Below are 19,868 nucleotides of genomic sequence, written 5' to 3' on the forward strand. Positions count from 1 at the left end.
GCCCAAGGGATTTCATAAATAAGGCGCACTAAAATGACCAAAGAGGAATGCCTAGAAGAAGACGACTATTATACTCAAGGGTTTGAAAAAGAAGGTGTCGTTTCTATATGGCTTGGAGTTGAAGCTGCGGATGAATCTATAGAAGTTGATGTTCTACAAGATCTGTGTGGCGTTGGTTATTATGACTTAGCAAATCAAGAATCTGAGTATATAGAATCAGGAATTGTCGATATTGCAGAACTTTTTACAGAAATATCTTATGCAAGTTCCTTTGAAAAAAGTGCCATAGACTCTGCTAAGTCAATCGGTATTACCAAAGCAAGGTGGCTTATTTGTCAGTTTGATTTTGATTATGACCCTAAAAAAATAACACGCTCTGTTCAAAGTGACCCTGTTTTTATCGGTTCATTTGCTTATGAGGAAGATGATTAGAATCTCAAGTGGATGTGAATCCATATCTATTTATTAAAAATAACGTGAGTATTTTCTAAGTAAGTTAACTTATCATTAAAAATATTTTTATTAGTCATGATTAACGAAGTAGTAATAGTAGTTATACGCTATCAAAGTAAAATTCGCTGGTTTAAGGGTGAACGAGAGTTATGGATATTAGATTTGGTAAAACTAAGAGACGCTTTTATAGAAAATGGATCTCAAGTTCCAGAGCTTGACGACTCTGATAGGTTTGGCCTCCATACTTTAGATGAAAATAATGTAGAAACTTTTCTGGATAAAATTCAAGGTAATGAAATAAGTTGCAGCGAACTAAGTAAGAGACTGGCATCTAGGTTCCCATCAGCTAGATCTTGGTGGGATGTTGCTGATTTATTCCCTATCATGTTTATCGACTTTGATGCTAAAAGTGTAGCCGCATTTTATCATGAGGGCGTGCAAATGGAAAAGTACATACCACAACATTGGAACGGTGAATTTATAGATTTTGCAAATGAGTACCCAGAGAATATTTTTCCTGATGATGACAAGTTCTGGGTAAAAGGCGATTCTGACTTACTTAAAGTTCTAAATGAACGAGCTAGAAAGCAATGATATTATTCGAAAGCTGTGTTCGCTGATTTTCGGAGAATATTAGTACAACACATCTAAGATAAAAGCTTTTATTAAATAGTCAGGATCACCAGCTCAACTCATAACTTCTTAGCGCTTCGCGTGTCCGAGTTAATTGAAAATACTAACATCGTTTCACTACCTTCAAAATCAGAGGCTGTAGGGGTTATTCAAAGCCACCAATAGAGGCCCAAGACATGTCAAAACCATAGACAAGGTTATCTTAAAAAATACCGGAGAATCACTCTCCGCTGCGCTTGCCGTTTTACGCAAGCTCGGCAAAGGCGACCCAGTTAAATACCTAAGAGGCATCAACTGGCAAGACCTAGGAAAACAATCCGCCACGGAAGTTAAAAACATCGTCAAAGGCCTGCGCGATTCACTCGATGAAATGTCTAGCAGTTGGCACTACGACCTACTGCTTCCAGACGCCGCCATCGAAGGCATGCAAGCCACGGTAAAGCGCCTAGACGACGTCACCCCCAAAATCGACCAGCATATGCAACAAGCCGCCCAAGAAATCGGACAGCGAGTTAATAAAGCACTGGATGAATATCAAGGCCAATCACCAATTCGAGGCGTCACCGACAAGCCCACCAAAGCCAAAGCCGATGAGTTGGAACCACCAAAAGGGAATGAGCTGCCGGGGGCTAATGTTGTCAACAGAAACACAATTATAGATCCCGATAGTGTAAATAAAATAAATGATTTAGCTAGAAAGCCTAAATTCACTTCTGATGGCAAGGTTATCCCTATTGGTGGACAACCCTCTGACGCAATTACAATTAGAAATAAAAATAACTTGGATGAAAATGGGTACTTACACCGAAAAGGAAAGAAATTACAATATGATTCGAATGGTTTCCCCATATTTGAGAGTAAATTTGATACTCACATATCGGATCATCATATAGGCTCTGGCAAAGCCACAGAACACTTTAAAGAAGCAAATAAAAATCTTGCTATACAATTAGAGAAAAACCCAAGTCTAGCCAAGACTCTAGGTTTAAATGATGAGCAAGTAGCACATATAATGAAAAAGCCACCATCAAAAGATCCTGCAGATGGTTTGACATGGCATCATCATCAAGACACTGGCAGAATGCAGCTTATTGACAGAACTACACATGATACCTTTAGACATACAGGTGGTATGTCTATTTGGGGAGGAGGATATTAATTATGTTTAAATGTGAACCATATTTGTGGAAAGAAAATAAGCCGACTTATAATCCAAGTTACCTAAAGGAGCTTGAGTTAGAACTTCAGATTAAATTTCCGGTAGAGTTTTTGAACTTCATGGAATTATACTTTGGAGATAAGCCTGTTTATTCATCTTTTGAAGTAGGAAAAGGACATTGTTCAATCGCACACTTTCTTCACTGCCAAAATTTAGTAAATGATGATTTCGAAATTTATAGTATTTCAGATCAAAGAGAAGAAATAGATGAGTTTCTATCAGATAAAATAGTACCTTTTGCTATAACTTTTGATTCAAACCTAATCGCTTTTGACTTTCGTCATAAAATAACTGAGCCTGAAGTTATATTTATTATCTCTTCGCAACTTGAAGATGGAAATAAAGCAATAAGGCATATTAGCTCAACTTTCCATGAGTTCTTAGCTATCCTAGAAAAAAATGAAGACAAACTTTGACCTAGCAAAGTAAAAGCCACGGGATATGGCTTTCTTAGCAGACCTTGGAGAGAAGCGTGTTATGGCCGATATCGTTGCGCTATCTAACCAATTACCCCATAACCAATAGCACTTTTTTAAGTCCTTTAAATACATAGATGTTGCAAGGCTAGGTTCAATCATCTTCCTAGCCTACACTCCTCACCAAATTTCTTTTGCTGCTTTCGTTTTAAAAATGACGCACTATGAAACAATAAACGTCGATTGGCCAATTCCCGAAGGTTTGGTTTATCCTAAGTGAGATGATGATGAGCGTACTAATCAATTTGATCTGTCAGATTCGAATAATAAAACTCAATCAAATCTGACAGTCGCATATGTGCCAACAACTGCCGCTCTATAGCTCTTAATATCTCAAATCTAATTGTGATAGCGGACGCTCAAACCAAACTTTTTTGGATATAGCAATTTTTAGCCAATCGGAAGCCTAGAGGAAGCTTTTAATTCTCGCAGTGATAAGCTTGAACGAATAGACGAAACCCCTGGTAATTTACGTAAGGTATTATCGATGAACTGGCTATAGTCATCCAAATCTTTTGCAACAACTTGTAATAGGAAATCAGCGTCACCTGTTGTATTGTGGCAAGAAAGTACCTGATCGCAATTTTGGATAACTGCTTCAAAAGTGGTGGTTGTTTGACTGTCATGCTCTGTACAAGTGAGCTGTACGAAGGCCAATACACCAAACCCTAGCTTACGTCTGTCTAAATTGGCTTGGTAACTTTCGATATATCCTTCCTCCTCTAAACGCTTTAACCTTCGCCAACAGGGGGACTCACTCATCGCCAGTTCGTTGGCTAACTTCGCATTCGTCAAGCGACCATCTCTTTGCATATGCCACAAAATATCATTGTCTATCTTGGTTAGCTTACTCATAGGGAGACTCTTTCTTTAAGTGGGTTATATATGAAAGAGTATTTCCTTATTTGGCAGCCTTCAAGTTAATTTAGCAAGGTAATTTCAGTTTTAACTCGTAGTATAGTCCGAGGTAACAAACTCGATACATAAGGCGGTTGGTGATGAAAGCAGTTGTTTACGAAAAATTTGGTCAAGCACCAAAAGTAATGAATGTTAAAGAGCCGGAATTGGCTGATGATGGCGTTATTATCAATGTTAGAGCTACAGGCGTGTGCCGCAGTGATTGGCATGGCTGGAAAGGTCATGACTCAGGTATTGAGTTGCCTCATGTGCCGGGACATGAATTTGCTGGCGTGGTAGAAGCGGTTGGCAAAAATGTTCGTCACTTTAAGGTGGGTGAACGTGTAACTGTGCCGTTTGTAAATGGTTGTGGAAGTTGTCCGGATTGTCATTCTGGTAACCAACAGGTTTGTTCAACCCAAACGCAACCAGGTTTTACTCATTGGGGGTCGTTTGCCGAATATGTACCGATTAATAATGCCGATACAAATTTAGTTCACTTACCTGACGATATGGATTTTGCTACAGCAGCAAGTCTTGGTTGTCGATTTGTAACTTCATTTAGAGCCGTGGTCGACCAAGGTAAAGTGAAAGCTGGGCAGTGGGTTGCTGTTCATGGCTGTGGGGGCGTTGGATTATCTGCCATCATGATCGCCAATTCCATTGGTGCAAATGTTATTGCCGTCGATATTGCTGAAGATAAACTTACGCTTGCTCGCTCTTTAGGCGCCGTTGCCGTCATTAACGCAAGTAAGGTTGACGATGTTGCTGAAGCAATTATGTCACTTACCCGAGGTGGCGCTCATGTCTCGCTAGATGCACTTGGCCACAGTGTGACTTGTGTCAATTCAATCAAATGCCTGCGCAGCTTAGGTAAACACGTCCAAGTAGGCTTGCTGCTGGGGGATCAAGCAGCTCCCAATATCCCTATGAGCAAGGTAATTGCTCAAGAGCTAGAAATCATTGGAAGTCATGGTATGCAAGCTTTCCGTTATCAAGACATGTTGGCAATGATGCTTTCTGGGAAACTGGCACCTGAAAAACTAATAGGTCAGCGCATTAATCTTGAGCAATCGATCGATGCTTTAACCACCATGGATTCATCTTCTGTACCTGGCGTAACTGTAGTTACTGAGTTTTAAGTGGCAATGTGAATAATTTAACTGCTTGAATCAGGTTGATTTCATTAATTTGGAAAACATGGCAACCAGTATGAACACAGGTTTAATGGCTCATGGTGTTATTGCCATTAATATTGTTATTTCCAAATGTTCTGATAAGAAACGTTAGCTTCTACAACCACAGCTTGTTTTAGCGACAATAACGACTTCAGTTAACTTTTAAGGTGATGTTAGTAACTTGGCTGAATGTCTGCTTTGTGGAAGTGAGCCAATGACACCAAATAACTGCGACCGTCTCAAATTCGCTCGAAACTGTCTGTCAGATAAAGTCAAAACCTATTCATCGAAACTGTAAGATCAGATATGAGCTACTACACAGGATTACATGAAAAGTTACCCGCTTCAATCGGTGACTGCCACTCTACGTGTTAAGCGGGTAAATTGAGAAGCCCTGTAGTGCTTCTTATCAATGCCCTAGTTGATCGAGTAAGTCCATTACTTCAACGCTGGCATGTTCCATTTGGTTAAGCTGTTTTACTGCGCCTTGAGAATCGCCTGCTTTAAACTTTTTCATTGCTTCTACACCAGCTCTATGGACTTCTTTATGCGGAGCTTCTAGGCGTTTAAACGCGTTGTGACCGCCAAACTTTTGGGCGCCATCGCCACTAAACCACTTGCCTAAGCGGCACATCGTATGATCGGCAAAGTCGCTGATATTTTTATGGCTATTGCCAATAATAACGTTGTATACGTCTCCTTTCCAAACGACATGATCGAGCTTTACTGTCTGGATAAAAGTTTGAGTGGTAGAAACCAAAATGGTGTCTTTCATTGAATCACAACAACTTACAATCCCTTCGTATTCATCGTTTAAGTGTCCAATACTGTCAGATAGCGTGATATTAGACGCTTGAATTTCTTCCACGGCACTCACGGTTGTGTGAGTCGTATCGATGATCTTCTTGACCAAATCGGAGACTTCGTTTGCGGATTCGTTGGTGTTGGTTGCCAGTGCGCGCACTTCATCGGCGACAACCGAAAAGCCACGGCCAGCTTCACCCGCTCGGGCGGCTTCAATAGCAGCATTAAGCGCTAGCAGATTCGTTTGATCTGAAATTTTTGAAATCGTCGTAACAAAGGTATTAATGCTATCGGCCATCTGCGATAGGCCAGAAATATTGGTGGTCATTCTGTCCATATTACCGCCGAGCTGCTCCATTCCCGTGAGTATTTTACGCAATGCGGTTTCAGATTTAGAAAAGGCGGAGTTTACTTGCTCAATTGAATGGCTTTCTTCTTCAATACTCATAAAGCTCGCAAGAACGGTTTCGCGGATCCCTTGCACTTGGTTTAACCCAGTCAATGCACACTGCAGTAGTTGATTGTCAGTATTATCATTGAGCGCAGCTTGTGAGCTTACAACTTCTTGTTTTAATGACTCATTTTCAGCAACTAATTGCGCATTCGCATGTTTTAAACTGGCAATCTCTTGTTGCGCGGCTAATAAGGCTTGTTGGGTTTCATTGTTTGTAAATAGTTTTGCAAACACGTTATTTTCCCTTGTAACTTGATATTAACGCAAGCTTAGCAATCATTGGAGAATAGTGCTACTTCTTTAGCTTTTAAAAAAGCTATAAATTTAGAGAAGTTAGCGTAGAATTGTGATTGGATTTTGGTGCGCTGAGCGTCATTGAAATTTAACCAATAAAACAGTGCTATAGTGTTATCCTCGAGCACTAGATCTGAGTGATTTACCGCGTTTATCGCCATACATATGCTCATCGGCTTCGTGGATGATGAGATCAGCTTGTTTAGCTGGGTCAACTTTGACCATTCCAATACTGACGTTAATTTTGTAATCATGTAATCCCTTTAATAATGCCGCTCTTACTTCGTCTGTATCTGGAAGCACAGCATTAATATAGGCAATAAATTCGTCACCCCCGATACGAAAGCTGTAATCTAAGCCAAAGTAATCTTTCATATTCTGCGTAAACTTAATCAAAACCTCGTCGCCAATATGATGGCCATAGTTGTCATTCACTTGCTTAAAATTATCTAAATCGAGGTAGAGTAGCCATTGATCATCAAAGCGGTGTGTTTGCAAGCCTTCAAAACATGCGCGACGACTACCCACGCCTGTCATCGCATCATGGTCAGCTTCATACCGCATCCGCTCTTCTAACAATCTTCTTCTCTCTACTTCTTTTTTTAGCTCTGTAATGCTGGCTCTTTTATTGGTGATCATGCAGTAAAAACCAAAGCTGATGAGTAAAAAGCCGATATTTTTCAAAGAAGTGTCAAAGTTAAGTAAGGGAATGGAAAAACCGTCGGTGAAATTATCAATAATATCAAGGAGTAGGCCCACACAATACACAAGTAGGGCAATGCGTAAGAACGAATTTGCGATTTCTCTGGTGATCAAATTGAACAAAGTGAAAGAAATGCCGAACCAGAACAACTCTTCGTAGCTCTCGTATTCGTAGTGACCAATATAGTACATGTAGCCACCAAAAAAGATGATGGCTATCCATATTACTAAGGGGGGTAACGCGCGTTTGATCAAAATACTTTGGCTTCTGGTGCTTCAGTTATCTTTAGTTATAGTTAATTGAGCTTCAGAAGCAAGCCACTTATGCGCTTAACTCAAGTGCTTGAGCAATCATAAATAGATGACTAACAAAAACGAGAGAAGTCAGCACCGTTCGCATTTTTTGATAGTCTTTATGATAGTCACTCCAGCGGGATGAACTGCGCTCTATAAAATATACGAGCCAATATGCGATAGCGAGATAGAGAAGCAACCATTGTGGTGCTGCAATACTAAGTAAGGGGTAAGGGATCACGACAATCACGGCCAGTATCGCTTGTTTGTAGGTTTGCTCTCCTGCACGCCATAAACTTCCGGCCATAAAAGCTAGAATCCCCAGACTGTAAAACTGAAAAGCATGAAGCACGTCACTCGATGCACCTGTCATTAGCGTCCACGCGATACAAGCCAAAAAGGGAATAAAGCCAAAGTAACCAAGTTGAATATGATTGAAGTACGGGTGCATAGTCACGCTCTGCTGTAGTTAATTGCTGGGATCATACCGTAATTATCTTATTTTTATACTCTTATGCTGAATTAGTTGATCACTTATAAGAGAGCTATCAGTTTTTCCGATTACAGTGATTCAAACAATCCATTTTATTTAATCAGCACTTCCCCTTATCTTTGTACTCAAGCCAAGGCGAACAGTAATCGCCAACATTATTTAAACTAAACAACAGTGAGGAAAGCGATGAGCACTTCATTAATCAATACTAAAATTCAACCATTCAACGCAACTGCATACCATGGTGGCGACTTCGTAGAAGTTTCTGAGCAAGACCTACTAGGTAAATGGTCAATCGTATTCTTTTACCCTGCGGATTTCACATTTGTATGTCCAACGGAGCTTGGTGACTTAGCTGACTACTACGCACAGCTACAAGAAATGGGTGTAGAAGTTTACTCTGTATCGACAGACACGCACTTCACGCATAAAGCATGGCACGATGCGTCAGACACTATTAAGAAAATTCAATTCCCAATGATTGGTGACCCGACAGGCCGTATTACTCGTAACTTCGGTGTAATGATCGAGGAAGAAGGTCTTGCACTTCGTGGTACTTTTGTTATCAACCCAGAGGGTGAAATCAAAGTTATCGAAACGCATGACCTAGGTATTGGTCGCAGTGCTAAAGAGCTAGTACGTAAAGTACAAGCTGCTCAATACATCGCATCTCACGATGGTGAAGTATGTCCAGCTTCTTGGCAGCCAGGTGAAGAAACACTAGCACCTTCACTAGACCTAGTTGGCAAAATCTAATTTGTCTGGGGAGTGCGGCATGCACTCCCATCTCAACCATCTAGATGAATCAAATTCATCGTTTTTGCGAATTTTTACTGTAGTTTCTGCAGAGGGTTACCTTATATGTTAGACAACCAAATTAAAACTCAACTACAAAGCCATTTTAGCTCTCTACAACGTCCGATTGAACTCGTCATTACCGTTGATGACAGTAAAAAATCGCAAGAGCTAAAAGGGTTAGCACAAGACTTAGCGTCATTGAGCGACAAAATTACTTTATCTGAATCAATTGAAGGTGAACGTATCCCACAAATGGTGGTGCGTGGTGTTGAAACAAAGAGCGAAATTACGTTTGCTGGTGTTCCTATGGGACATGAGTTTACCAGTTTGGTACTTGCATTATTGCATTCAGGCGGTCATGCAACTAAAGCATCGGCAGACGATCTCGAACTGATCACAAGTATAGATAACGCATTGAACTTTGAGGTTTACATCTCACTGAGTTGCCAAACTTGTCCGCAAGTAGTGCAGGCTTTGAATCTCATGGCGGCTGTTAACCCAAATATTACCACCACCATGATTGATGGTGCTTTGTTCCAAGAAGAAGTGGAGTCACGCAACATCATGGCCGTGCCAACCGTGTACTTAAATGGTGAGCAATTTAGCCAAGGCGCAGTGAGCTTAAGCGATATTTTATTAAAACTTGATAGTAAAGCTGGTGAAAAACAAGCGGCCTTACTTAACGAGAAAGACGTGTTTGATGTGCTCGTTGTAGGTGGCGGCCCTGCTGGTGCTTCAGCTGCAATCTATGCTGCTCGTAAAGGGTTAAATACAGGGGTAGTTGCGGAGCGTTTTGGCGGCCAAGTTGCCGATACTTTGGGTATTGAGAACTTTATTTCAGTGCAAAAAACTGAAGGCCCTAAGCTGGTTGCACAGTTAGAAGAGCATGTTAACCAGTATGGCGTTGATGTGATGAAGAACCAGCGTGCAGCGGCAATTAACAAAGGCGAAACCATTGATATCACGCTTGAAAGCGGTGCGGTATTAAGGGCCAAATCTTTAGTATTGGCTACAGGTGCACGATGGAGAAGCATGAATGTACCCGGCGAAACCGAGTACAAGGGTAGAGGCGTAGCATATTGTCCACATTGCGATGGTCCGTTATTTAAGGGGAAACCTGTCGCGGTTATTGGTGGCGGTAACTCGGGTATTGAAGCAGCTATCGACTTGGCAAATATTGTTGAACACGTCACGGTATTAGAATTTGCCGATACGCTTAGAGCTGACGAAGTGCTGATCAAAAAGGCGAAAAGTCTTGCTAACGTTACCATTATTAAAAACGCACAAACCACTGAAGTAGTTGGAGATGGTAGTAAAGTAACGGGTCTTAATTACATAGACAGAGTCAGCGGTGACGCTCATTCGTTGGCACTGGCTGGCATTTTTGTACAAATTGGGCTTGTACCAAATACTGAATGGTTAAAGTCGAGTGAAGTTGCTCTTAGCCGCTTTGGTGAAATCGAAATTGACAGCAAAGGTGCGACAAGTCTAGCGGGCGTTTACGCCGCAGGCGATGCAACCACCACACCGTTTAAGCAAATTATCATTGCGATGGGTGGTGGGGCGACAGCAAGCTTAGGCGCTTTTGATTACCTAATTCGGCTAGGACAAGACGACGAGCAAGCTGCTTAACTTATCGCATTACTGGAAAGAATCATTGCAACAATACACCCATGCAATGCTCCCAAGCCACACTCCAGTAGTGTGGCTTTTTTTGCTTAGACTTCGAAGATCCATCGCTGCGTAAAGCAGCTCCTACTCTAACGTGTAGAGTGCCCTGTGGGAGGAGGCTTATCCGCCGAGCAGTTACTAGCTTAGCTAATAGGATTTTGGTTGAATAAGAAACACAAGATCGCTGCGTAAAGCAGCTCCTACTCTAACGTGTAGAGTGCCCTGTGGGAGACGGTTTACCCGGCGAGAGGTTACTAGCCTAGCAGAGTGACTTATCTTCCACACAAGATCGCTGCGTAAAACAGTTCCTTCAGTCCTACTCGCTACCAACGCGTTGTAATGGCGCTGCCGATATAAACTGCTCAAAATGTTCACACCAAATAATAGCGCTCTGAAACTGGGCCAGATCGACTTGGCGATATTTACGCTGCACGAACTGCGAAAATTGGTTTATGTTAGCAATTTCCACCAGGGTGTGTTTTTGTGCTTTAAAGTCGGCTTCTGTCTCAATAAATGTTTTGGCGAGGTAAAGCCGATAATCAGGCCCTGGGGCTATCTCACCCACAAATGCAATATGATTATCCGTAAAATAAATTTCACCAGTGGCGTAGTGTAATGCGTCTGAATCTTTAAGCTCCTTCTTGAATTGGCCTTTGTATGTTGCGGCTTTACTGATCGCCAGTATTTCTGTGTGGCTAGCCGCCGGAGGTTGCGTCATTATAGGTAGAGTGTACACACCCATAATAAACCCTGTGATAAACACCACAATGAGCAATAGTAACGTAAATAGCGTCCGCAAAATCATTTCCAAGTGAGCAGCAAAGTCAAAGTATAGCCAAATTATAAGGCTCTAGTAGAAAAATTGACTGCTTAAAAAGGGTTAATTTTTTTGATAAGAATAAAGTGTTTTTATTAAATGTAATCTAGTACCCAATGTAGATAAAACTTTACACATAGTAGCTCCTTCTGATTGTTAATTATTAGGGAATAGAGTATTTCAATTGTTTTGGTTATTGTAATAGTCAAAGTAAACAGGTGTTTAGGCCAAAATTATGGTGTAAAGGTATTTTTAACTTAACCATAAAGTACTGAATGTAATTAATAATCTCAGCTATTGTTATTGATTTGTGCTTGAGTAAAATGCCTCGAATTCGAGTTGATTCTTACAATAAAATTAACTTGGATACTTTTCTATTACAAAAAATGAAGGCGAGCATGCCATGGACGTGCAAGAACTTATCAGTTGTTAAAAAATGACAGCGTTGTTTTTTACTGTCGAAACACAGTAGCGCGAACAAGATAAGTTGTGTTTATCAACGTGCGAAACCTAGGTGCACAGAACAAGGTTGAATTTCGTGTGGCAAGCATCGATAGACTCTCGCTCATTCTAATCTTAATCGAAGTGGCGGCGGCTACTTCTCTAAAACGAGTAGAAGAAAATGAAAAACTCAATGTTAACAGTCAGTATTGGCATGGCACTTGGTATGGCAGCATCGAACGCATTTGCACATGGTTATATGGATAGTCCAAAGGCAAGACAAGCAATTTGTGAAGAACAGGGGGGATTTTGGTGGCCAAAAGATGGAAGCAATATCCCGAACGCGGCATGTCGAGCAGCTTACCTAGCGTCTGAACATATGCAGTTTGTTCAAAAGCATGAGTTTGCAGCGAATGTTCCCGATTATTTTAATTTGCAAGCTGTACAGGCTGCTGTTCCTGACGGACAACTTTGTGCGGGTGGCGATAGAAATAAAGCGGGCATGAATATCGCGTCGAGTGAGTGGCAAAGGACCGCGATAACGCCAAATGCTCAAAACCAAATTAAAGTGAGATTTCGTGCAACAACGCCTCACAACCCTAGCTTTTGGCAGTTTTATCTCACCAAACCGGAGGCGGATATTCAGTCAACGCCCCTAGCGTGGCAAGATATAGAGCTAGTGCAAGAGTATGGCAATGTTGACTTCTTCGTTGCGCCAGATGGTAAACGCTATTATGAAATGCAGGTCGCGGTGCCGAGTAAATTTAGCGGAGATGCTATCTTGTATACGCGTTGGCAGCGTGATGATGTTGTAGGTGAAGGCTTTTACAATTGTAGCGACGTCACTATAGTGCGTGATATTACACCGACTGAGCCGGTAAGTTGGACGCCTGCTGGATTTTTAATTAAACCTGGCCAACAAGCCAATGTAGGCGATACGGTATGGCTACGTGTGTTTGATGGTGATGGCCAAGAATTGGTACAAGAAAAACTGTCGATAACACAAAGCAATATCACTCATTGGACTGCGCAATTTGCTAGCACACTAAATAATAATCATGCGAATACGCTGCAAATTGGCGTACAACAAAGTGACGGCAATATTGTATTTGATGCTGCGCAACTCGCTGCTAATCAGCTGTTTGTAAGTTTTCCCCAGTACACTTTTAACCTTTCAATTCTAGCTAAGCCACAAAACCGCGCCCCTGTGGTTCATACCCCTGCCGATATCACGCTAAAAGAAGTCTCAAGCACATCACTTCATGTTCATGCGTTTGATGATGACAAAGATCCGCTTACCTTTGCATGGCAGATCCCATCGCCACTGAGCTACAGCGGTAGCGGTGCAACTATCACGTTGACTGCGCCTGAGGTCCAGCAAAATACCGACTATCAAGGGCAAGTCACCGTTTCTGATGGCACATTTGAGAAAACTGTTAGCTTTACCATCACAGTGACTAACCAAACCGCACCACCAAGTGGTGACACATGGCGTGCCGATCAAGTTTATACCGCTGGCGATACCGCAGTGTATCAGGGCAAAAGCTATCGCGCTAAATGGTGGGTAAAAGGCCAAAAGCCCGATCAAAGTGATGCGTGGGAGCTGGTAGATAAGTCTGATGGCAGTAACTCATGGAGTGCTAATAAGGCATACACTGGCGGCGACAAAGTGAGTTATCTAGGCGTTGAATATCAGGCGCGCTGGTGGACGCGCGGTCAGCAACCTGGCACTGACTCAGTGTGGCGTAAGCTTTAATGTAAAGCACCTCTAACAAAGCACTGGCAGATATCGCTGCCAGTGAGATCAAGTTTTCAATGAGTTACATCATCTAACACTGAGCAAAATGTTACATCAGCTGTTGTGGTTTGATTTCAATATTAGCACTATCAGAGCTTACCCATACTTCGCCATCTTGAATGGTAATAGTGAGCTTGATACTACGATCTGCTAACTGAGCTAAAGCCTGAGTCGCACTATAATCCAAGCTGAAAATACTCAGGTTTTTAAAGTCGTATAATTTCGGCTGGTGTTTTTGCCACCAAATCGCCTGATTATTTTCGCCATAAGTATAGAGGACCACTTGCTTTGATTTATTACACGCTTTCTTAAGGCGCTTTTCGTCAGGCAGTCCTAGTTCAATCCAAAGCTCAATCTCTTCGCTGTAATTCTTAACCCATAGTTCAGGTTCATCATCAGCGCATAAGCCTTTAGTAAACTCAAGTCCCTCACACGCATTCAGTGCATAGGCAAGTAAACGGATCATTAACCGTTGTTCGTTTTCAGAAGGGTGTTGAGCTAGCGTTAAATTAAAGTCTTGGTAAACATGTCTGTCCATATCACTGAGTGATAGTTGGGCTTTAATGATGGTGGATTTGAGCGCCATAAATTTGCTTAAAAAATTTTTGCGCTAGTATAGCGGGTTGAAATAACAATTTACAGAAGGCTATTGTGGAAATAAACACAGCCTCGCAATGAGGCTGTGTTTATTTGAATTGCTTAGCGTTTTAGCTCTTAATTACAATTGCTCGATATATTCCAAAGATTGGGTAATGACTCTTTTAGTTTGCCTATTTGAGCACAGTCGATGTCTGGATTTCCCCATATGCTTAGGTATCGTAGATTGGTCAAACCGAATAGCGGTGACAGATCTGAAATGTTGCTATTGTCCAACTCTAAGCGGGTAAGTTCGGTGTAATCTTTAAGTGAACCATAGTTTGTCAGCTTGGTATTATCCAAGTCCAAATAAGTTAAGGTAGTAGGCAAGCCAAAAAGCGCGAAGTCATATACGGTTTGGCTATTTGTATTTAACTCAAAGGAGATCAATGATTGAGGCAGTGTAGCTTTAGCTGTTAGTTCACCCGTGAGTCTATAGATATCTAGACTCCGTAAAGTGTGGAGTTGAGCTAAGCTAGGATCACGTAACAACGAACTGTCAACTGAGCCACTTAGTGTTAAAGTCTCAATTCCTTCAAACTGTGTAATTCCATTTAATGATTCAATTGCTGAGCCATCGCAAGAGAGTGAGTTAACACTGCCAGCATCTTGATACCTTCGGTCTAGCATACACTCTTTAAGTGCCGCATCTGTAATTAAGCTCAAATCGACCGGCTTTATAATACAGTAAGAGTCAGAAAGATTTGTTGTTACACCATCGAGAGATTTTAATAGCTCCTGATCATCACAATAAATGGCACTACTTTGTATTTCAAGTCTTTCCAGAGTGTTTAAACTGGCAAGCATATCTGCTCTAAAAAACGTAGAAAAGTTGCTTAGTGTTAATGACTTCAACTTGGTTAATGATGCGATGTCAGAGATGTCAGCCGCTAGAGAATAGTTAATAGAGAGAGTTTCTAAGTTTTCAAATTGAGATACATGGGTGATATCTTCTAGTTCAGTAAAGCCGCTGACCTTTAACGATTTCAGGCTCGTGTTTACACCTAAAGAGTCTAGTGTTGTGATTTTGGTTTCGTTACTATAATGGTATTCTTTTAATAACTCGGCTGATTCGAGCGCAGGAAAGTTAGTCAAGTTCACCATGTTTGAATATCGGTTACTTTTTACGTTTAATGTCTTTAAGTTCGGTAAAGTTGCCTCAGTTGAAGCCTCAAATAAACTAACCTCTAGGTTAAGTGTTTCTAATGCTTGCATTTTACTTAACGTATCTAGTGCAAAGTTTGAGTAATCGTTGTAGACGGTGAGGTCGCGCATATTTTCAAGCTCAGATAATGCGCTAAAATCTGTGCTATTATCCAATTCACGAATGTACAATTCGGTTAGGTTTGGTGTGAAACTTAGCCAACCTAGATCATTAACGCTGCGTAACTGATTGAGCTTCAATGATGTTAACTTCGGCATCATTTGCAAAAACCTAAGAGAAGAAAGGTTTAACCACTCCAAAGACAAGGATTGTAGTTCCGTAAAAGTTGATAGCTTGCTGACATTATCTACGGTTAAATTGTTTAATGACAAAGAGGTCAGCTTCGTATTACCACTGATGTCCGCGATATCAAACTCAGCATTACTATAATAACTACGAAGACCTAGTTTTTCCAACTCACTAAACTTTTCTAAGAATGAGAAATCTTCAATCTGCGTTCCGTTGAGTTCAAGTGTTGTCAGATTTGTTTTAGCTTCTATTGCCGTTGAGTCAGCGGCTTCGATAATATTAAGTGTTAATGCTGTGAGGTTAGGTATAGAGTTTAAAAATGACAGCGAGCTCAGATCTTGTATATATGTCAAAGATAAACTTTGCAAGTTACTAAAGCGTTTTAGAGTATTTTTATCATCAATGTTTAGAGTACTTAGAGCCAAACGAGTGAGCTTATCACTTGGAAGTTGACTAAGCTGTATAGTTTCATATTGGTTACTTTCGTTGTCTATTTCAAGCGTATGAAGCTGTGCAAAGCCTGATAAATCTAACAAAGAAAAATCTAGGCGCTTACTATAATTGTTACTTTCTTGGGCTTCAACAATAGACAACGACTCAAGTTTATTGAGCTTACTAATTTGTTCTAAATGTGCATCATTATTTGAGCTGTTCTGGGCTGCGGCAAACGCGTTATCGAGCTTTAACGCGGTGAGCGTAGAAATTTGAGCTAACTCTTCGAGATTATCCAATTCTGCGTTTTTAATAGACACCGTAGATAAACCACTAATACCAGAGAGCCCCGCTAATGTTGCAATTGGGTAGTCTGTGCATTCAACAACCGAAATACCTACGTCTTGATGTGTATCTGATAAACATTGCGCTAGCGCTGCGTCTGAAATCGTTAAGCTTGAAAGTGGAGCGTAAGCATTTAGGTTGACAGTTAATTCTTGTGAGCTTGCGCTTCCTTTATCGTCTGTCGCAGTTAACTTAAAAGTTAACGTGGTCGCTTCATTGATGTCAGGTGCACGAAATTCGAGCGTTTCGTTATTATCGTTGATCAGCTCGACAGTTGTTCCTGCCGTTTGCTCCCACAGCAAAGTATCAATCGCACCATCTTCATCTGTTACGGTGGCAACGGCTGTGATTGAGTCTCTTTCCATTGCTGTAATTGGTGCCATGCTTGCAATTACTGGGGCTTTGTTAGTAGGTGTGATTGGTTTGTCAGTTCCAGTATCATTGCTGTCGCTGCCACTTCCACCGCCACATGCGACTAAAGTTGATGCAAGCAATGAAGTTACGATTCCTTTGTATATAGCGCTTTTAATCATCTTGATATCTTGTTTTATTGAATAGTCAGAAAGCGCAGAAGTGTACTTTATTTAGATACTAGTTTCCAATAATTACACATGTTTTCTAGCAATGGTATAGCTCTGTGCTCTAGATATGGACTTTAAAAACGAAAAATCAATAGACTAAAAGGAAGCAGTACATTTTGCTAGAGCCATTATAACTCATTGATAATTAAAACGAGAAGCGAGGCTATATAGCCTCATTGGTTGGAGAACAAAATAATAAGGACGAGTGAATAACGGAATAAGCGTGTTGTTTAATCAACGTTTGCGATTGCCGATTCAATGCGGTTCTCGCATAGAGTCGTGCCAGGCAGAGTCGCACAGTATTCGCCAGCTTGCTCGAGCCCAATGCGCTGAGAATTGCGAGCTGTAATACGAGCTGTAAGCTGTTCGATTTCAAGCGGGTCTTCAGACACAGCTTTAAATGCACTCAACCTTTCTATTTCGTCATACACTAAATCTTGATAACTTCTGAGTCTGGCGGAAAGTGCAATATAGCGGTTAGGTATTGCTGTTTGACCAGCATAGGCGAGATCATAATGGCCAGAGTCTTCATAGCTTTCGACTTCGTACTTTAAAACGTTTAAATGTTCGTCTTTAAGGTCGTCGACATAATCACCACCGTCTAGTAAGTAGCTAAATAGATTGTCGGCATATGTAATACAGGGAGTTAGGTTATCTGTTTTGCAGTGCATGGTGCCATTTTTACTGAGTCTAGCGAGTTCCGGCGTCATACCTCCATCGGTATTCACCTGAATCGTATAGACGGCATCTTTGGTTGCCTCTTGAAATACTTTGGTTTTAGTAAAAGTTTTACTGAAAAATAGAAACTTCACTTTGATTTTGGTCTGAAACCATTCGTATTTTGTGCGATCTTTAAAATGGAGCTTTGCGGTAATATAGATACGAGAACCAAGTTTGATATTGTGGATGAAGCTGTCACCACAGCGGTTTCTTACCTGAGTTGGATCTGTACTGAGCAGCTCGACAAAAGCGGGTTTGGTGGTTCGATTTTCAAAGTTATAACTTCCTTTTTCATAGGTTAACTCGACCGCTGAGGCAGCTGAATTTCTATTTTTGGTTACTTTCCTGCGCATGGAAAACTTGGCTGAGCCACCAAAAATAACTAAGTTGATACCAGCCTTTACACTACCTGTAATAGTATTGATCATGGTGTCGGAGTCAAAATCGCCACGATAAGCCAAGTCGCCCATGCTACCACCTTGAAATTGCCACTGACCATCGAGGCACGATTCAAGCGGTATGCCTAATTCCTGTTCAAATCCCTGTCCGAGTTGTTCATGCTCAGTATTTAAAGAGTAATAGGTATGTGCATTTGTATAGAAGCTTAACAGGCCACAGAGCACTATTAATATGGTTCTTAAGTGCATACATAAATTCCTGTAGATGGTTTACTGTGGAAAAGACGTGGAAGTAATAATTCAATATTCTACTGTTTATTACTTGCCACGCCTCAATTGGACTAATTGAGTCTTAGTGTTTTTACGACACACTAATTTTCAAAAGCGGTTCCATAAGTTGGCAGGGCTGATTTACATGGTAGCCAAACCATCACGCCCGCAGCAGGGTCATTTGCATCAACAAAAGAAGGCGCCCAGCCCAACTGTCTAAACCCAAGTGATACATGATTTTCTTCAACCCCAAAGTTTGCTGTTGCTTCTCGGGCATTTTCACATTTGAAGTATTGTGTCATGTTATCAGCTGGTATATTCAGATCGGCAAGCGTGTAGTTTTGTATGCAGCCGACGCCACTACCACTACAGGTATTTAGGTAATCGTTCCACGCATCTGTACAAGCTGTACCATAAGGATTATCGCGACAAACTCGAGCATATTGCTCATAAATCCATGCATTGTTGTAAGCCGCTTCTTGTACACCTTCTGCTTTTTGACGTTGTACATCCGTCATCCAACTAGCGTATTGCGCAAGTACACCACGCGCACGGTGTTCATGATTAACCGACTTTTTGAATTGATCTTCAAGCCATAAAGTACGGTAAGTGGTTTCAAAGCGAATATCTTTATTACCTGAATCTAAACGACGTACATCTTGTGAGCTGATCTCGTAAGGCGTAGCCTTGTAACGCACTACGTTGTAATCAGATAATGCATTAAACTGATTACCAAAATCGTTCTTCGCATAGTTCACTGCTTGCTCAAATAAAGTAAAGCAAGGCTCGTAGTTATCGAGCGAACAAGTGATAATATTGTTAGGGATTATGCTGAGAAGCTGTTTAGGATCACCGCCTTTTTGTAAGGCTCTGACGGTAATGCGCACACTTTTCTTAAGGTCTTCGTCGATATAATTAAGCTTACCATCGACGCTAATACCAATATTACCAGCACCGTAACTTACCCCTAAGTAACCACCAATCTCACTTTTGTGCTGCTCACTTAAGTATTCAATTTTCATGTTAATGAGTAGCTGTGCACCGTATTCAATCTCACTGATAAATCCATCGCCAGCCATGCTCATTAGCTTACTTTGGTACTCATTTGCTAGCGTATTACCTGACGGAGTCAAGGTGTAACCAATGTTGGCATCCGCTGGCATAAGTACACGTTTTTTCGGTGTTAATGATGCTTGGAAAGTATAAGTATTAGAAAATTCAGTCGAGGACATCTCTTTGGCTAAGTGACCGCCAGCTTTCACACGAATGACTGGAAAGCCAACATCAACATCAACATTACCATTGAGTTGACGGAGCACTTCGTCATAGCTGCCATTGTTTACTAGTTCAAATTGCACACGGGTATTGCCGAGAGTTTCAACAGTTTCCCCTGCGACAGTTTGAACATTCAAAAAGCGCTTTTGGTCACTGTTATAAGCCGTACCTAGTACAATGTGATCGTTCATCAATCCAGGGATTTCGCTCTGAAAAGTATTTACATTCTGTGCTTTTTGCATTAATTCCGCTTCTTTCACAAAATTGGAATCTGCGAATGCGAAAGGTGTAGTGCCGGCAATAAGTGCCGCGATAGTCTGTTTGTATAAGTTCATG

General features: G+C 41.2%; 17 protein-coding genes. 8 read left to right on the forward strand and 9 right to left on the reverse strand.

The features are described from left to right. Positions 1 to 33: 33 nt before the first annotated feature. The 4 genes from ABMY45_RS15965 (at position 34) to ABMY45_RS15980 (ending at position 2,721) form a co-directional block, all read left to right on the forward strand. Entirely contained in the window at positions 34 to 432 is a 399-nt protein-coding gene (locus tag ABMY45_RS15965; protein ID WP_206471177.1) for an immunity 22 family protein, read from the forward strand. Positions 433 to 528: 96 nt separating this feature from the next. Next, a complete protein-coding gene (locus ABMY45_RS15970; RefSeq protein ID WP_206471176.1) occupies positions 529 to 1,047 on the forward strand; it encodes a group-specific protein in 519 nt (172 codons plus the stop codon). 409 nt (positions 1,048 to 1,456) lie between these two features. Continuing rightward, positions 1,457 to 2,245 (forward strand): HNH endonuclease, encoded by a 789-nt coding sequence (locus ABMY45_RS15975; RefSeq protein WP_349289153.1) that lies wholly within the window; start codon positions 1,457 to 1,459, stop codon positions 2,243 to 2,245. Positions 2,246 to 2,247: 2 nt separating this feature from the next. Next, positions 2,248 to 2,721, forward strand: coding sequence for an SMI1/KNR4 family protein (locus ABMY45_RS15980; protein WP_349289154.1), 474 nt, complete (start codon positions 2,248 to 2,250; stop codon positions 2,719 to 2,721). A gap of 450 nt (positions 2,722 to 3,171) precedes the next feature. Here the strand turns inward: ABMY45_RS15980 and ABMY45_RS15985 are convergent, their stop codons facing one another. Next, a complete protein-coding gene (locus ABMY45_RS15985; RefSeq protein ID WP_125254462.1) occupies positions 3,172 to 3,636 on the reverse strand; it encodes an Lrp/AsnC family transcriptional regulator in 465 nt (154 codons plus the stop codon). A 143-nt stretch (positions 3,637 to 3,779) separates the two neighbouring features. Between ABMY45_RS15985 and ABMY45_RS15990 the strand changes: the two genes are divergently transcribed. Then, on the forward strand, positions 3,780 to 4,820 hold the full coding sequence (locus tag ABMY45_RS15990; RefSeq protein WP_125254461.1) for a zinc-dependent alcohol dehydrogenase family protein: 1,041 nt from the start codon (positions 3,780 to 3,782) through the stop codon (positions 4,818 to 4,820). A gap of 445 nt (positions 4,821 to 5,265) precedes the next feature. Here ABMY45_RS15990 and ABMY45_RS15995 read toward each other — a convergent pair whose 3' ends face one another. The 3 genes from ABMY45_RS15995 to ABMY45_RS16005 form a co-directional block, all read right to left on the reverse strand. Beyond that, entirely contained in the window at positions 5,266 to 6,348 is a 1,083-nt protein-coding gene (locus ABMY45_RS15995) for a methyl-accepting chemotaxis protein (protein WP_349289155.1), read from the reverse strand. A 174-nt stretch (positions 6,349 to 6,522) separates the two neighbouring features. Continuing rightward, the gene (locus tag ABMY45_RS16000; RefSeq protein WP_349289156.1) at positions 6,523 to 7,302 is read right to left on the reverse strand and encodes a GGDEF domain-containing protein; all 780 of its coding nucleotides are present in this window, start codon (positions 7,300 to 7,302) and stop codon (positions 6,523 to 6,525) included. A gap of 130 nt (positions 7,303 to 7,432) precedes the next feature. After that, positions 7,433 to 7,855 carry a DUF3429 domain-containing protein gene (locus ABMY45_RS16005; RefSeq protein WP_174170642.1) on the reverse strand — a complete coding sequence of 141 codons (423 nt, stop codon included), beginning with the start codon at positions 7,853 to 7,855 and terminating at the stop codon, positions 7,433 to 7,435. Positions 7,856 to 8,083: 228 nt separating this feature from the next. On the opposite strand from ABMY45_RS16005, the gene ahpC reads away from it, so the two are divergent. After that, entirely contained in the window at positions 8,084 to 8,653 is a 570-nt protein-coding gene (gene ahpC, locus ABMY45_RS16010; protein ID WP_010377859.1) for an alkyl hydroperoxide reductase subunit C, read from the forward strand. A gap of 105 nt (positions 8,654 to 8,758) precedes the next feature. After that, a complete protein-coding gene (gene ahpF, locus ABMY45_RS16015; RefSeq protein ID WP_227387793.1) occupies positions 8,759 to 10,327 on the forward strand; it encodes an alkyl hydroperoxide reductase subunit F in 1,569 nt (522 codons plus the stop codon). 355 nt (positions 10,328 to 10,682) lie between these two features. Here the strand turns inward: ahpF and ABMY45_RS16020 are convergent, their stop codons facing one another. Beyond that, the gene (locus tag ABMY45_RS16020; protein ID WP_349289211.1) at positions 10,683 to 11,171 is read right to left on the reverse strand and encodes a DM13 domain-containing protein; all 489 of its coding nucleotides are present in this window, start codon (positions 11,169 to 11,171) and stop codon (positions 10,683 to 10,685) included. 634 nt (positions 11,172 to 11,805) lie between these two features. On the opposite strand from ABMY45_RS16020, the gene ABMY45_RS16025 reads away from it, so the two are divergent. After that, the gene (locus tag ABMY45_RS16025; protein ID WP_349289157.1) at positions 11,806 to 13,380 is read left to right on the forward strand and encodes a lytic polysaccharide monooxygenase; all 1,575 of its coding nucleotides are present in this window, start codon (positions 11,806 to 11,808) and stop codon (positions 13,378 to 13,380) included. 91 nt (positions 13,381 to 13,471) lie between these two features. Here ABMY45_RS16025 and ABMY45_RS16030 read toward each other — a convergent pair whose 3' ends face one another. The 4 genes from ABMY45_RS16030 to ABMY45_RS16045 form a co-directional block, all read right to left on the reverse strand. Continuing rightward, positions 13,472 to 14,008, reverse strand: coding sequence for a YaeQ family protein (locus ABMY45_RS16030; protein ID WP_010607423.1), 537 nt, complete (start codon positions 14,006 to 14,008; stop codon positions 13,472 to 13,474). A gap of 128 nt (positions 14,009 to 14,136) precedes the next feature. After that, positions 14,137 to 16,821, reverse strand: a complete 2,685-nt coding sequence (locus ABMY45_RS16035) for a hypothetical protein (RefSeq protein ID WP_349289158.1) — start codon at positions 16,819 to 16,821, stop codon at positions 14,137 to 14,139. 278 nt (positions 16,822 to 17,099) lie between these two features. Beyond that, on the reverse strand, positions 17,100 to 18,236 hold the full coding sequence (locus ABMY45_RS16040) for a hypothetical protein (RefSeq protein ID WP_102058518.1): 1,137 nt from the start codon (positions 18,234 to 18,236) through the stop codon (positions 17,100 to 17,102). A 122-nt stretch (positions 18,237 to 18,358) separates the two neighbouring features. Next, positions 18,359 to 19,867, reverse strand: coding sequence for a hypothetical protein (locus ABMY45_RS16045; protein WP_174170648.1), 1,509 nt, complete (start codon positions 19,865 to 19,867; stop codon positions 18,359 to 18,361). Between the last annotated feature and the right edge of the window lies 1 nt (position 19,868).

It is taken from the genome of Pseudoalteromonas sp. XMcav11-Q (assembly GCF_040104525.1).
Lineage (GTDB): Bacteria > Pseudomonadota > Gammaproteobacteria > Enterobacterales > Alteromonadaceae > Pseudoalteromonas.